Below are 14,813 nucleotides of genomic sequence, written 5' to 3'. Positions count from 1 at the left end.
TATCCATCTCCTTCCGCCCGCCATTGGGTTGTATGTTGCCATTCGGTTTCGTCATCAACCCCCATTTACGCTGAGCATTACATGGAACAAGGTTTACCGCGCACTATTGAAGCAACGGACGCGCCGCCCGCGCACGACAACAACACCACGACCACCGGCCAAATCTGGAAAGTGATAACCGCCTCGTCGGTGGGCACGGTCATCGAGTGGTACGACTTCTACATTTTCGGCTCCCTGGCGGCCATCATCGGGCCGGTATTATTCGGCTCGAAGGGCAAGCCCGAAGACACGCTGCTGGGCGCCCTGGCCGTGTTTGGGGCCGGCTTTGTGGTGCGGCCGTTCGGGGCGCTGGTGTTCGGGCGCATCGGCGACATGGTGGGCCGCAAATACACCTTCCTGCTCACGCTGCTGATGATGGGCGGCGCCACCGTCGCCACCGGCCTGGTGCCGAGCTACGACAAAATCGGCATTCTGGCCCCCAGCATCGTGCTGGTGTTGCGCCTGCTGCAGGGCCTCGCGCTGGGCGGCGAATACGGCGGGGCTGCCACCTACGTGGCCGAATATGCCCCCGACAAGCGGCGCGGCTACTTCACCAGCTACATCCAGATTACGGCCACCGCTGGCCTCATCCTGAGCATTCTGGTGATTGTGCTCACCAAGAAATCCATGCCCGACGCCGACTTCAAGGACTGGGGCTGGCGCATTCCGTTCCTGCTCTCGGGCGTGCTCATCATTGCCTCCTACTACATCCGCAAGCAGCTGCACGAGTCGCCGCTCTTCGCCAAAGCCAAGGCCGAGGGCAAAACCAGCCGCAACCCCATCGCCGAAACCTTCGGCAACCCCGTTAACCGTCGCTTAGTGCTCATTGCCCTGTTTGGAGCCACCATGGGTCAGGGCGTGGTGTTCTACACCAGCCAGTTCTACGCCTATTCCTTCATGCAAAACACGCTGAAGCTGGATTTGGTCGATGCCAGCATCGTGCTCGTGGTGAGCATGCTCGTGGCCACGCCGCTGTTCGTCTACTTCGGCTCGCTCTCCGACCGCATCGGGCGCAAGCGCATCATCATGGCCGGCATGCTGTGCGCCGCGCTCTTCACCATCCCACTCTTCTACGGCCTGCAGGCCTACGCCGGCCCGCTCACGGAGGTGACGCCCGCCACCGTGGATGCGGCGGGCCAGGCTGTGGCCGCCGTGCAAAAAGCCCTCGCGCCCAACCTGCCCATGATGACGCTGCTCACCTTTTTCCTGGTGCTGTTCGTCACGATGGTGTATGGCCCCATTGCCGCCTACCTCGTCGAGCTGTTCCCCACCAAAGTGCGCTACACCTCGCTCTCCGTGCCCTACCACATCGGCAATGGCATCTTCGGCGGCTTCGTACCGCTCGTGGCCACCTGGATTGCGGTGTGGGCCAAAGGCCAGCCGGCCGGCTCCTTTGCCCACGAGCACGCCACGCTCACCGGCCTGGTTTACCCGGTGGTGGTGGCGGCCGTGTGCTGGTTTATTGGTTCAGCGATGATGAAGGATACCCGTGATGTGCGGATTATGGATTAGGCTGATTGTGCTTTTCTACATAGAACGTCATGCTGAGCGAAGTCGAAGCATCTCTACTGCAATGGTAATTATTTACTTGCTCGGTAGAGATGCTTCGACTTCGCTCAGCATGACGTTCTACTAGCCAAGGCTCCAAGCCCGCAATCCTCTCAATCTTTGCCGTAATCCTCTCAAATCTTTCGGAGAGGGCGCTTTTTCGAGTAAAAAGGCTTCTATTTGTCACTTAGAAGCCTACTTCCTGTCTCGCTAATCCCTACTCTATGTCCACCTCCCGCATTCGCACCCTCGAAGAATACCATGCCGCCTACCAAAAGTCCGTGGAGGACCCCGACGGCTTTTGGGCCGAAGTAGCCGAGCCCTTCACCTGGCGCAAAAAGTGGGACACCGTGCGCAGCGGCGAGTTTTCGCCCGCCGGCGAGAGCAAGTGGTTTGACGGGGCCCGCCTCAACATCACCGAGAACTGCCTCGACCGCCACCTGGCCCAGCGCGGCAACAAGCTGGCCCTCATCTTCGAGCCCAACGACCCCAAAACCCGCCACCTGCGCCTGACTTATCGCGAGCTGTACCAGCAAGTCTGCCAGTTTGCCAACGTGCTGCACGCGAATGGCGTCGAAAAAGGCGACCGGGTTATCATCTACCTGCCCATGATTCCGCAGCTGGCTATTGCCGTGCTGGCCTGCGCCCGCATCGGGGCGGTGCATTCGGTGGTGTTTGCGGGCTTCTCGGCCACCGCCATTGCCGACCGCGTGAACGATGCTGACGCCCACTTCGTGCTCACCGCCGACGGCCTGAACCGCGGCCCCAAGCAGATTCCGGTCAAATCGGTGGTCGATGAGGCCTTGCTGCATTGCCCCGGCGTGCGCCGCGTCATCGTGGTGGAGCACCTGGGCTGGCCCGTGCACATGCAGCTCGGCCGCGACGTGTGGTTTCACGAAGAAGCGCAAGGCGTGCCCCTGACCTGCCCGGCCGAGGAAATGAAGGCCGAAGACCCGCTGTTCATCCTCTACACCAGCGGCAGCACCGGCAAGCCCAAGGGCGTGGTGCACACCACCGCCGGCTACATGGTGTGGGCCGACTACACCTTCCGCAACGTGTTTCAGGTGGAAGAAAACGACGTGTACTGGTGCACCGCCGACATCGGCTGGGTCACGGGCCATACGTATCTGCTCTACGGCCCGCTGCTGGCCGGCAGCACCTCGCTGCAGTTCGAAGGCGTGCCCACCTACCCCGACGCCGGCCGCTTCTGGGAGGTGATTGACAAGCACAACGTCACCATTTTCTACACCGCGCCCACGGCCATCCGCAGCCTCATGGCCACGCCGCTGGACAATGTGCTCAGCTACTCGCTCAGCAGCCTGCGCGTGCTGGGTTCGGTGGGCGAGCCCATCAATGAGGAGGCCTGGCACTGGTACCACACGCACATTGGCAAGGGCCGCTGCCCCATCGTCGACACCTGGTGGCAAACCGAAACCGGCGGCATCATGCTTTCGGCCCTGGCCGATATCACGCCCAGCGTGCCGGCCCGCGCCGGCTTGCCGCTGCCCGGCGTGCAGCCCGTATTGCTGAGCCAGGACGGCACCGAGCTCGAAGGCAACGACCAGGAAGGCTACCTCGCCATCAAGGCCAGCTGGCCGGCCGTGCTTCGCACGACCTGGGGCGACCACGAGCGCGCCCAGCAAACCTATTTCCAGCCCTATCCCGGCTACTACTTCACCGGCGACGGCGCCCGCCGCGACGAAAACGGCCTCTACCGCATTATCGGCCGCGTCGATGACGTCATCAACGTTTCGGGCCACCGCTTCGGCACGGCCGAAATCGAAAACGCCATCAACCAGAACGAGCACGTGGTAGAATCTGCCGTGGTGGGCTACCCGCACGACGTGAAAGGCCAGGGCATCTACGCCTACGTCATCTGCCAGGGCGGCCCGCCCAAAAATGCCGCCGAGGCCAAGCAGTGGGAGGCCAGCATCATTGAAACCGTGGTGGCCGAAATCGGCAAAATCGCCAAGCCCGACAAAATTCAGCTCGTCTCGGGGCTGCCCAAAACCCGCTCCGGCAAAATCATGCGCCGCATCCTGCGCAAAGTAGCCGAGGGCGAAACCTCGAACCTGGGCGACGTAACGACGCTACTCGACCCCGCCGTGGTAGACGAGATTCTGGCGGGCAAGAAGTAAACACTTATGTAATATGGCACCACAAAAAAGGCGCTGCTGAATTATCAGCGGCGCCTTTTTGTGGTATAAAACAACGCGAAATCACCCAAATACCTTCACTTTCTCGCCCTTGCGCTTGATGCGCAAATGGTTACGGATAATCTGCTGAATGTCCTTGTTGTCAGTATACTCCTTGATGACCTCCCGAAAATCAGCCAGCTTGCGCGCCGAAAACGTTTCATCCACGTAGCCGAAGCCCCGGTAGCGCCCGTTTTCCACCAGCACAATGCTCTTTTCCAGCTCCGTGCGGCCGGGCCCGATGACCACAAACGACTCATGCTCGTAGCTGATGCTGTCGATGGCCTCGTCCACCCGCAGGTTGTAGGTCTCCGGCGATTCCTCGCCCACGCAGGCGCCCTGGCAGCGGTGCACCTGGTAGTCGAAGCACGGACCCTGCGTTTTATACAGCCCGCACAGCTTCTGGCAGAGGTTGTATTTGGCCACTTTGTGGTACAGAAACCCTTGGGCCTTGTACTGGTTTCCCAGCGCGATGATGGGGATTTCGGCGTTTCTGGCATCGGCACGGCCATAGGCCAGGCGCTTGTAGCCCTGCTCATCGATGCGCAAATAGATGCCCGCCGGAAACACCGAGCGCCGCTGGGCGCGATTATAGGCCGGCTTCATCTGCTTGATTAAGTGCGACTCATACAGCAGCGCCACCAGCTCCGAGCCGGTCAGCTCCCAGGTGATATCGGCAATGGAATTTTTGAATTCCAGGCTCTTGCGCGACTTCACATCAATGGCGAAGTGCTGCTGGATGCGCTTGTAGATGTTGATGGACTTGCCCACGTAAATCACCTCGCCCGCCTCGTTGTGGAAGTAGTACACGCCCGTGGCCTGCGGCAGATTGGCCACCACCGAGGCCGGCAGCAGCGGCGGCATCAGCGCTTCCCGAATAGCGGTTTGCACGGCGGCCACGCGCTTGGGCGAGGGCGTTTTGGTGCCGTCGGGCCGGCGGCCGGCCGGGGCCAGGGCGTCTACGCGGGCCAGGGTGTGGCTGGTGTCGGTGCCGTGGGGCAGGTCCTCGTTTTCGGTGGTAATCTTTAGCAGCTTGCCGAAGAGCAGGGCCGTGGCGTGGGCATCGCCGGCGGCGCGGTGCCGGCCTTCGAGCGGGATGCCGATGTTCTGGCACAGCTTGCCCAGGCTGTAGCTCGGCTGGCCCGGAATGAGGCTGCGCGAGAGGCGCACGGTGCACAGCGTTTTGCGCGAGTAGTTGTACCCCAGGTCGGCAAACTCCTTCTTCAGAAACGAGTAGTCGAAGCGCACGTTGTGGGCCACGAACACACATCCCTCGGTCATTTCCACCACCTTGCGGGCCACCTCGTGGAACTTGGGCGCGTCGCTCACCATGTCGTTGGTGATGCCCGTGAGCTGGGTGATGAACGGCGGAATGCTGCGCCCGGGATTGAGCAGCGTAGCGTACTCGTCCACGATTTTCTCGCCGTCGTGAATGTAAATGGCTATTTCGGTGATGCGGTCCTGGGTGGGCTGCCCGCCGGTGGTTTCAAGGTCGATGATGGCGTACAAGGGCGCGCGGGAAAGTGGTCGGTAGGAAAGCTAACAAACTTAGCCCCGCAGAAGGTTGCAGAGAAATGAGTAGCCGCTCAACGGGAACGTCATGCAGCGCGCCGCGAAGCATCTTTACCGCAGTAGTAAACCCTTCTGATTGAATTAGCATCGAGGTAAAGATGCTTCGCGGCGCGCTGCATGACGTTCCTGCGAACCACGCGTTACATCCGCTTCACCATGTGCCAGAACGTGCCCCAGGCCTTGCGCAAGCCGTTGGGCTTGTCGTCCGATTTGTCTTTAACGGTGTCTTCGCCCTCCGTCACGTCGCCTAGGAGGAATCCCCAGGGCTCGGTGGTTTTGTTGGCATCGAACACTACCTTAAGCACGGCCACCAGCGGAATGCTCAGAATCATGCCTGGCGTGCCCCACAGCTCGCCGCCCAGGATAAGCGCAATAATGGCCGCCATGGGGTTGATGCTCACCTTCGAGCCCGTAATCATGGGCGTAATGAAGTTGCCTTCCAGAAATTGCACAAACACAAATACGCCCACCACGGCCGCCGCCTTGCCCGTCGAGCCCGTTTCGACCAGCGTAATCAGGGCCGGAATGGTGGCGCCCACCATGATGCCGATATAGGGAATAACGGCCAGCACGGAAGCAAAAATGGCGAAGAAGATGGCAAATTTCACCCCCAGCAGCAGCAGCCCGATGGCATTGAGCACGGCCACAATCACAATCACCGTCAGCAAGCCCTGAATGTAGGCCTGCACCACGGTCTGGATGTTGTCCATGGTGTGCAACACGCCGGTGCGCTTGTCGGGCGCCACAAACCGGAACATGAATTGCCGCATGTGGTCGCGGTAATACAGAAAGCAGAAAATGTAGATGGGCACCAGCGTGAGCACGCTCAGCACGCCGGCCGTGGTGCTGAGCGTGGTACCCAGAAACCCGCCCGCCGACTTCTTGGCCGAACTCAGCGACGAGTCGATGAATTCGTCCCGGCTCATCACGCGCATCCCGAACCGGTCGTGCAGCCACTGCTGGCCCTGGTCAAACATCACCACCAGCTTCTGCTGAATGAGCGGCAGCTCGGCCTTTAAATCCATAATCTGGGTGCCGAACAGGATAATGAGTCCCACAATACCACCCACCAGCAGCAGAATAGCCACCAGAATGGCCAGCACCCGCGGCCAGCGCCGATTTTCGAGGCGCACCACCAGCGGCAGCAGCAGCGTGGAGAGCAGGGCCGAGAAAAACAGTGGCAGCAAAATCCCGTCGAGCTTGTGCAGCACAAACACCAGCAGCGAGAAGCCAATCAGCAAAAAAGTGTAGTGCACCACCGGCGCCAGCTTGGCCGGCGTGGGCGCGGCCGTTTGCTGCGTGGGGTGGGGGCGGGGCGTGCCGCGGCTGATTAGCGGAGGAAACATAGAAAGTGGAAAAATGCCGACGAAAGGCCGCCTGCTGCCCAAGGAAGCGCCCGCCGGGGTGAACCACCGCCAGCGAAACCGTGTTGAAAACTAACTGAATTAGCGGGGTGATACTAAAAGTGCTGGCACTATTTCTTGGCCTCCCGCCGATTTCTGCGTTATTTTACCCGATATACTGGACTACAGTTGCCCCATGAACGACGATTTCACAACCGACGCCCCGGAAGCCCCCACCAAAACCCCCGACCACGGCTACAACGAAGACAGCATACGCTCGCTCGACTGGCGCGAGCACATCCGCCTGCGGCCCGGCATGTACATCGGCAAGCTAGGCGACGGTTCTGCTTACGACGACGGCATTTATGTACTGGTGAAGGAAGTCGTCGATAACTGCATCGACGAGCACGTGATGGGTCACGGCCGCACCATCGACATCAAAATTTCCGATTCTCGGGTGCAGGTGCGCGACTACGGCCGCGGCATTCCGTTGGGCAAAGTGGTGGACGTGGTGAGCAAAATCAACACCGGCGGCAAATACGACAGCAAAGTGTTCCAGAAGTCGGTGGGCCTCAACGGCGTGGGTACCAAGGCCGTGAACGCCCTGAGCGGCTACTTTCTGGTGCAAAGCGTGCGCGAAGGCATTATGAAAGCCGCCGAGTTTGCCCAGGGCAAGCTCGTGAGCGACCCCAAGCCCCAGAAAACCAGCCAGCGCAACGGCACGCTCGTCACGTTCCAGCCCGACGATACGATTTTCAAGAACTACCGCTTCATTCCGGAGTACCTCGAAAACCAAATCTGGAACTATGTCTACCTGAACGCGGGCCTGACCATCAACTTCAACGGCCAGAAGTATTACTCCGAAAACGGCTTGCGCGACTTGCTGGCCCGCAAGGCCGATGAGGAAAGCATGCGCTACCCCATTATCCACCTCAAAGCCCCGGATATTGAGATGGCCATGACACACGGCAACGACTACGGCGAGGAGTATTATTCCTTTGTCAACGGCCAGTACACCACGCAGGGTGGCACGCACCTGGCCGCCTTCCGCGAGGCCGTGGTGAAGGCCGTGCGTGAGTTTTATAAAAAGGACTACGACGCTTCCGACATCCGGGCCAGCATCATTGCCGCCATTTCGGTGCGCGTGCAGGAGCCAGTGTTTGAAAGCCAGACCAAAACCAAGCTCGGCTCGGTGAACATGGGCGAGGACGGCCCCACCGTCCGCGGCTTCATCGTCGATTTTGTCAAGGATAACCTCGACAATTACCTGCACAAGAACCCCGCCGTGGCCGAGGCCCTGCGCAAGCGCATTGAGCAGAGCGAGCGGGAGCGCAAGGACATGGCCGGCGTGAAAAAGCTGGCCAACCAGCGCGCCAAAAAAGCCAACCTGCACAACCGCAAGCTGCGCGACTGCCGCTTCCACCTGGGCGAAAACGCTAAGGACGGCGCCGAAAAGGAATTGCTCACCACGCTCTTCATCACCGAGGGCGACTCGGCCAGCGGCAGCATCACCAAAAGCCGCAACGTGGAGCTGGAGGCCGTGTTCAGCCTGCGCGGCAAGCCGCTGAACTGCTTCGGCCTGAAAAAGAAAATCGTGTACGAGAACGAGGAACTGAACCTCCTGCAGCACGCCCTCAACATCGAGGAAGGCATTGAGCACCTACGCTATAACCGTGTGGTGGTAGCCACCGATGCCGACGTCGACGGCATGCACATCCGCCTGCTGCTGCTCACCTTCTTCCTGCAGTTCTTCCCCGATTTGGTGCGCAACGGTCACGTGTTCATCCTCGAAACGCCGCTATTCCGCGTGCGCAACAAGAAGGAAACCATCTACTGCTACAACGAGCAGGAAAAGCAGAATGCCATGCGCAAGCTGGGCAAAAACCCCGAAATCACCCGCTTCAAAGGTCTGGGCGAGATTTCGCCCGACGAATTCGGCAAGTTCATCGGCGAGAACATCAAGCTTGAGCCCGTGATTTTGCAGTCTGACCGCAGCATTCAGCAGGTGCTCACCTACTACATGGGCAAGAACACGCCCGCCCGTCAGGAATTCATCATCGACAACCTGCGCTTGGAAAAAGACCTGATTACCTCCGACGTCCTGCCAGCCGCGGAAGTGGTGGAAGCAGATTAAATTTTTTTAGCCATTCAGGCCGCGGGGGACCAGGGTTTTCCGTCGCCTGAGCGCTTGATAAAGGATTAGTAATTATATATATAAATTGAACGGCTCGTATTCCCATTCATAGAAAAAAGGGGCCAACGCAAACAACTGAACAAGAAATTGTCTCCCAATTCATGCTTGACTTTTGGGAATTATCAATTTTATGTGTAGGTTTGAATCGTCGGCCAGGGGTAGACTGGTCGACAAATTCCACGGAAAAGCCCGAGCCTTTGGTTCGGGCTTTTTTCGTGGATTGATTTTTACTCAGAAATGCTGAGCTTCTTCGAGCTGGCGGCTTAATCTGTTAGCTATTTTATTTAGCTTGCTTTGCAGCTAAAAAATGCCGAAATTTGGAGCGTATACCCATTATTGCATCCGCTGGCGGCGGTGCGATGAATTAGGGTGTCACTAATAATTTTGGGAACTTTCCGGCCTGTGCCGGAATTGTAATTTGTTGCGCTCCGCGCTGATTCCGGTATTTTTGACGGCACTACGCCGACCTCATTCGTTTCCCTCGTGGCTACTCTCGATACTCCCGCTTCCGACGCTCCCGACCAGGATTTTTTGCAACCCGGCGATTCGGTGGATTTTGACCTGGGCGCGTTCTCGCCCGCCGCAGCCGCCGATGCGGCCGAACTAACGGAAATTCCGGTCGCCCCCGCCGAGGGCGAAGTGGCTGACGAGGGAACCGATGAAACGGCCCCGGCGGCCGACTTATTTGGCCACCTGGCGGCAGAAGTGGAAGCCCCGCCAGTGACCGAGCCCGAAACCGAGGAGGAGCCCAAATTCGCCCCAGGCGAAACCATTCACGACGTGGCCACGGTGCGCGGCATGTACCAGAACTGGTTTCTGGACTACGCCTCTTACGTCATTTTGGAGCGGGCCGTGCCGGCCATTGAGGACGGCCTCAAGCCCGTGCAGCGGCGCATTCTGCACGCCATGAAGGAGATGGACGACGGCCGCTTCAACAAAGTGGCCAACGTCATCGGTCAGACCATGCAGTACCATCCGCACGGCGACGCCAGCATCGGCGACGCCATGGTGAACCTGGGCCAGAAAGACCTGCTCATTGAAACCCAGGGCAACTGGGGCGACGTGCGCACCGGCGACGGCGCCGCCGCGCCCCGCTACATTGAGGCGCGCCTCTCGAAGTTTGCCCTGGATGTGGTGTTCAACCCCGACACCACTGAGTGGCAACTTAGCTACGACGGCCGCAAGCGCGAGCCCACCACGCTGCCCGTAAAATTCCCGCTGCTGCTGGCGCAGGGCGTGGAGGGCATTGCCGTGGGGTTGAGCACCAAGATTATGCCCCACAACTTTCAGGAGCTGTGCCGGGCCAGTATCGATGTGCTGAAAGGGCGGGAGGTGCAGCTGTTTCCGGACTTTTCGACCGGCGGCCTGTGCGACGTGAGCAACTACAACTCGGGCATGCGCGGCAGCAAGATTCGCCTGCGCGCCACCATCGAGAAGGTCGACAAGACGTTGCTCGTCATCCGCGACATTCCCTACGGTTCCACCACCACGGCGCTGATGGAGAGCATCGTGAAGGCGAGCGAGGCCAACAAAATCAAGATTAAGAAGGTGGTCGACAACACGGCGGCCGACGTAGAAATCCAGGTGCAGCTGCCCACCGGCGTGAGCCCCGACCTGACCATGGACGCGCTGTACGCCTTCACCGACTGCGAAATCAGCATCTCGCCCAACACCTGTGTCATCATCGACGAGAAGCCCCGCTTCGTGGGCGTGGAGGACGTGCTGCGCCAGAGCACCAAAGCCACGGTACGCCTGCTGGAGCGCGAGCTCGAAATCCGCCAGGACGAGCTGTGGGAGAAGTGGCACAACGCCTCGCTGGAGAAGATTTTCATCGAAAACCGCATCTACCGCAAGATTGAGGAGTGCGAAACCTGGGAGGAAATCCTCGAAACGATTGACAAGGGCTTGAAAAAATTTGTGCGCGTGGAAGGGGAGAAGGCCCGCGCCGACGACGCCCGCATCGTGCTGCGCCGCGCTATTACCGAAGACGACCTCACGCGCCTGACCGAAATCCGCATCAAGCGCATTTCGAAATTCGACGGCTTCAAGGCCGACGAATACCTGCAGCGCCTCGAAGCCGAGCTGGCTGAAGTGGCCGACCACCTGGCTAACCTCACGCGCTACGCCATTCGCTACTTCGAGGGCCTGCTGAAGAAATACGGCGTGGGCCGCGAGCGACACACCCAGCTGCGCACTTTCGACGTGGTGACGGCCCAGAAAGTGGCCGTGGCCAACCAGAAGCTGTATGTGAACTACGCCGACGGCTTCGTGGGCTACGGCCTGAAAAAGGACGAAAACGCCGTGACCATCTGCGACTGCTCCGACCTGGACGACATCATCGCCATCCGGCGCGATGGTACCTTCACGGTGAGCAAAATCGCGGAAAAGACCTTCGTTGGCAAGGATATTCTGCACGTGGGCGTCTATAATAAGAACGACGACCGGCTGGTGTACAACATGGTGTACCTCGACGGCACTTCGGGCATCTCGTTCGCCAAGCGCTTCCTGGTATCGGGCATCACGCGCGACAAGGTGTACGACCTCACCAAGGGCACCAAAGGCACCAAGACGCTGTATCTCACGGCCAATCCCAATTCGGAGTCGGAAATCGTGAGCATTCAGCTCAGCGACAAGGCCCCGGCGCGGGTGAAACAGTTCGACTTCGATTTTGCCGACCTCGCCATCAAGGGCAAGGGCTCGATGGGGAATATCGTGACCAAGCAGCCCATCAAAAAAATCACCCAGAAGTCGTTGGGCGATTCCACGCTGGGCGGGCGCGAGATGTTCTTCGACAGCGTGGTGGGCCGCCTCACCACCTCGGCCCACGGCCGCTACCTGGGCGCCTTCGATACCGACGACACCATCCTAGTGGTGTTCAAGGACGGCAGCTACGAGTTGACGCCGCCGGATACGGCCATTCACTTTGACGTGCCCAATATTTTAATACTGCGCAAGTTTGAGCCAGATACCGTTTTATCGACGGTGTACATGGACGGCGAAACCAAAATCCACTACGTCAAGCGGTTCAAGATTGAAACCAGCACGCTGAGCAAGCGCTTCACTTTCATTTCCGAAACCAAAGGCTCGAAGCTGCTGGCTGTGACGGCCAACCCCGAGCCGCTGGTGGAGCTGAAAGTGCAAAAGGACAAAAAGGCCGACAAGGAAACCGAGAAAATAGGCCTGCACGACTTCATCGATGTGAAGGGCTGGAAGGCAATGGGCAACAAGCTCAACTTCTACAAAATCCACGCCCTCACGCTGCTCACCGACGAGGGCCCCGAGCCTCAGCGCCGCGAGCAAGCTAAAAAGCGCGCCCTGCCCAAGCCCAACGACACCGGCGCCGAAACGCCCGATGCCCCCCGCCCGGAGCCTACCGGTCCTGTCGACGTGACGGCCGAGGAAGTGGCCCAGGCCCGCGAGCTGCTCAAGCGGCCTAAGGCGCAGCTGGGGCTGTTTTAAGGCGCGGAAATAATCCGTGGAATAAGATGGGCGCCGTTCTCGTTGTAAGCGGGAACGGCGCCCATCTACATTTTACGCTAAGAGCAAGGCGCCATGCCGTTTCTTTGCGTTTATGCCCGGATTGCGCTTTTTCCTGTTTCTGCTGCGTTTGGCCCGATTGTGTCGGGTCGGGCTGTTGCTCGGGCTTGGAACACTGGCCGCCGTGCCGGCCCGGGCGCAGTTCAAGACCAAGCTACACAAGCCGGCCACTGTAACGGCCCGGCCGCTGGTCCCGGCGTTGCCCGCCGACCCGCCGGCGGTGCGCGTCAAGCTATTTCAGGCGGCCAGCCTGGCCAATCAGTTCAAAGATTCCGAAGCCCTGGCGGTGTACCAGGAAGTATTGGGCCTAGCGCCCACCCATTATCTGGCGCTGTGGCAGTCGGCGGTGCTCAGTGTGCGCATCGGTGGGCGCTACTCCGATGAAACCCGCAAATCGGCCTACTTCAATGCCGCCCGCGATTACGCCGACCGCGCCCTGCTGCTGCGGCCCGAAGGCGGCGAAAGTAACTACGCCGTCGCCTTGGCCCTGTTCAACCAAGCCACGCTCTACAGTGCCGGCGCCCGGCTGGCCGCTTTCCGCGACTTGCGCTCGCACGTGTACCTCGCCACCGAGCGCCGGCCCGACCTGCCCGAAACCTGGCAGCTGCTGGGCCGCTGGCAATACCGCGTGGCCCACTACAACCTGCTCGAACGCGTCTATAGTAAACTCGTGCTTGGCGATGTGCCCGATGGCGGCGATAGCCGTGAGGCCATGGACGACCTGGAAAAGGCCCATCGAATGGCGCCCCAAAACCTGCAGTTTTGCTACGACCTGGCCCGTATGTGCCGGTACCAGGGTCGCCGCCGCCGCGCCATTGAGGTGTTGCGCGAAGCCGAAAAAATCCCGCCCATTACCAGCGACGACCTTGTGCTGAGCCGTCTGTGTCGGAAAATGCTGCCACCCTTGCTTCGCGCCGATGCCCGCTACCAAAAGCGCCAAGGGCGCGAAACTGCGCCAACAGCAGCACCTGTTTCCGTAAAATCGGCGGTTGACAGCACCCGCAAGAGCGAATAATGGCTGCGGCCAGCTCCGCATCCTGCTTGCTGGCCAGGCAGCTGTTTTCTTTGCAGTACTTCTACAGGCTTCCCATGTGTGCTTATCGGTTTTTCAGGCTCACCCTTGTGCCGCTGCTCTTGCTGGCCGCCCCGGCATGCCAAACGGCGCCCGACGAGCACGCCGATACCCTGGTCAATCTGGCCACCGTGCAAAGCGGCCCCCGGGTGCAGGCCGATGAGCTGAACGGCGCCATCGCCCGCGCCCCCCAAAACACCGCCCTGCTGGCCAAGCGCGCCACCTTGCGCCTCGCGGCCGGCCAGCCCCGTGCCGCCCTCACCGACGTGGCCGCTGCCTTAGCCATCGATGATACCGACGGTAGCCTCTATTTCCTGCAGGCCCGGGCTTACCGCGCCCTTGGCCGGCTCAACGAGGCACTGGCCGCCGCGCGGCAGGCGGCCGAACACGGCTTCGGTGGCCCCGAACTGCCCTTGCTGGTGGGCGAAACCCACCTGGCCGCCCGCAACTACCCCGCCGCCCTCGACAACCTCGACCGCACCCTGCGCCTCGACCCCGACCAGCCCGCGGCCCTGTTCTACAAAGGCCTGGCCTACGCTGCTACCGCCGATACCAGCACTGCCGTGCAATACCTGCAGGACGCTTTGGCCCGCGACCCTCGCGAGCCCGAAATCCTGCACCAGCTGGCCTTCCTGCTGAACGCCTGGCGCATTCCCGCCGAAGCCGCCCGATACGCCGCCCAGGGCATGCGGCTCGACACGACTTCGGGCCTGCTGTGCTACGACTACGGCCGCCAGCTGGAGCTACAGGGCCGCCCGGACAGCGCCCTCTGGTATTACCGCCGCGCTCTGGCCCTCGACACGACCGTATACCGGGCCGACTATCGCCTGGGCCTGGCCGCCGCCAAAGCCAAACAACCCAAAGCCGTCATTCAGCACCTCGGCCGCGCCATCCGGCGCAACGCCCGTCTACCCGAGGCCCGCGCATTCCTCGCCGAAGCCTATGAAGCCCAAAACCGCCTGCCCGAAGCCCTCGACCAATACCGCCGCTTAGTGGCTGAAAACCCCGGCAACGCGCACTGGACCTATAAAGTCTGGAAAACCAACGGGCTGGTGCAGGCCTCGCTGCCCGATAGCCTGCGCACCGCGCCGCGCTATTACTACCGCCGGCCGGTAGCTCCCCGGCGCCCGGCGCCCATCGCCCCGCTGCCCACGCGCGCCCCGCAAGCCGACTAGTGGCAGAAAGGCACTTGCCGGGCCAGCGTGACGTTCGTAACATCGTCATTCGTTATTTCACGGGCCAGATTCCGCTTTGAATCAAGCAACGCGTAACTTGCGCCCCATTTTGCCGCTCAGGCACCCATTCCGCTTTAT

8 protein-coding genes are annotated in these 14,813 nt (G+C 60.5%); 6 read left to right on the top strand and 2 right to left on the bottom strand.

Annotated elements, in window-relative coordinates; all coding sequences use genetic code 11:
- The first annotated feature begins 81 nt into the window (after positions 1-81).
- Together Q4S41_RS09805 and acs are read left to right on the top strand one after the other, a co-directional pair.
- Complete coding sequence (locus Q4S41_RS09805) at positions 82-1,551, top strand: MFS transporter (RefSeq protein WP_305030931.1); 1,470 nt, start codon at positions 82-84, stop codon at positions 1,549-1,551.
- A gap of 260 nt (positions 1,552-1,811) precedes the next feature.
- A complete protein-coding gene (gene acs / locus Q4S41_RS09800) occupies positions 1,812-3,725 on the top strand; it encodes an acetate--CoA ligase (protein WP_305030930.1) in 1,914 nt (637 codons plus the stop codon).
- Between the two features lie 81 nt (positions 3,726-3,806).
- Here the strand turns inward: acs and Q4S41_RS09795 are convergent, their stop codons facing one another.
- The gene (locus Q4S41_RS09795; RefSeq protein ID WP_305030929.1) at positions 3,807-5,291 is read right to left on the bottom strand and encodes an exonuclease domain-containing protein; all 1,485 of its coding nucleotides are present in this window, start codon (positions 5,289-5,291) and stop codon (positions 3,807-3,809) included.
- Between the two features lie 203 nt (positions 5,292-5,494).
- Positions 5,495-6,700: an AI-2E family transporter gene (locus tag Q4S41_RS09790; RefSeq protein WP_305030928.1), complete on the bottom strand. Its 1,206-nt coding sequence runs from the start codon at positions 6,698-6,700 to the stop codon at positions 5,495-5,497.
- Between the two features lie 193 nt (positions 6,701-6,893).
- Between Q4S41_RS09790 and Q4S41_RS09785 the strand changes: the two genes are divergently transcribed.
- From Q4S41_RS09785 to Q4S41_RS09770, 4 genes are all read left to right on the top strand, one after another.
- Positions 6,894-8,831 (top strand): DNA topoisomerase IV subunit B, encoded by a 1,938-nt coding sequence (locus Q4S41_RS09785; protein ID WP_305030927.1) that lies wholly within the window; start codon positions 6,894-6,896, stop codon positions 8,829-8,831.
- Positions 8,832-9,611: 780 nt separating this feature from the next.
- A complete protein-coding gene (locus Q4S41_RS09780; RefSeq protein WP_369811289.1) occupies positions 9,612-12,350 on the top strand; it encodes a DNA gyrase/topoisomerase IV subunit A in 2,739 nt (912 codons plus the stop codon).
- Positions 12,351-12,462: 112 nt separating this feature from the next.
- Positions 12,463-13,443, top strand: a complete 981-nt coding sequence (locus Q4S41_RS09775) for a hypothetical protein (RefSeq protein ID WP_305030926.1) — start codon at positions 12,463-12,465, stop codon at positions 13,441-13,443.
- Positions 13,444-13,550: 107 nt separating this feature from the next.
- Positions 13,551-14,675, top strand: coding sequence for a tetratricopeptide repeat protein (locus Q4S41_RS09770; RefSeq protein WP_305030925.1), 1,125 nt, complete (start codon positions 13,551-13,553; stop codon positions 14,673-14,675).
- The last annotated feature ends 138 nt before the right edge of the window (positions 14,676-14,813 follow it).

It is taken from the genome of Hymenobacter convexus (genome assembly GCF_030580955.1).
Lineage (GTDB): Bacteria > Bacteroidota > Bacteroidia > Cytophagales > Hymenobacteraceae > Hymenobacter.
This window is presented reverse-complemented; position numbering and strand designations above follow the sequence as displayed.

Coding starts and splice junctions, on each gene's coding strand:
- acs (WP_305030930.1), top strand. CDS start 1,812: ATGTCCACCTCCCGCATTCGCACCCTCGAAGAATACCATGCCGCCTAC.
- Q4S41_RS09785 (WP_305030927.1), top strand. CDS start 6,894: ATGAACGACGATTTCACAACCGACGCCCCGGAAGCCCCCACCAAAACC.
- Q4S41_RS09805 (WP_305030931.1), top strand. CDS start 82: ATGGAACAAGGTTTACCGCGCACTATTGAAGCAACGGACGCGCCGCCC.
- Q4S41_RS09775 (WP_305030926.1), top strand. CDS start 12,463: ATGCCCGGATTGCGCTTTTTCCTGTTTCTGCTGCGTTTGGCCCGATTG.
- Q4S41_RS09790 (WP_305030928.1), bottom strand. CDS start 6,700: ATGTTTCCTCCGCTAATCAGCCGCGGCACGCCCCGCCCCCACCCCACG.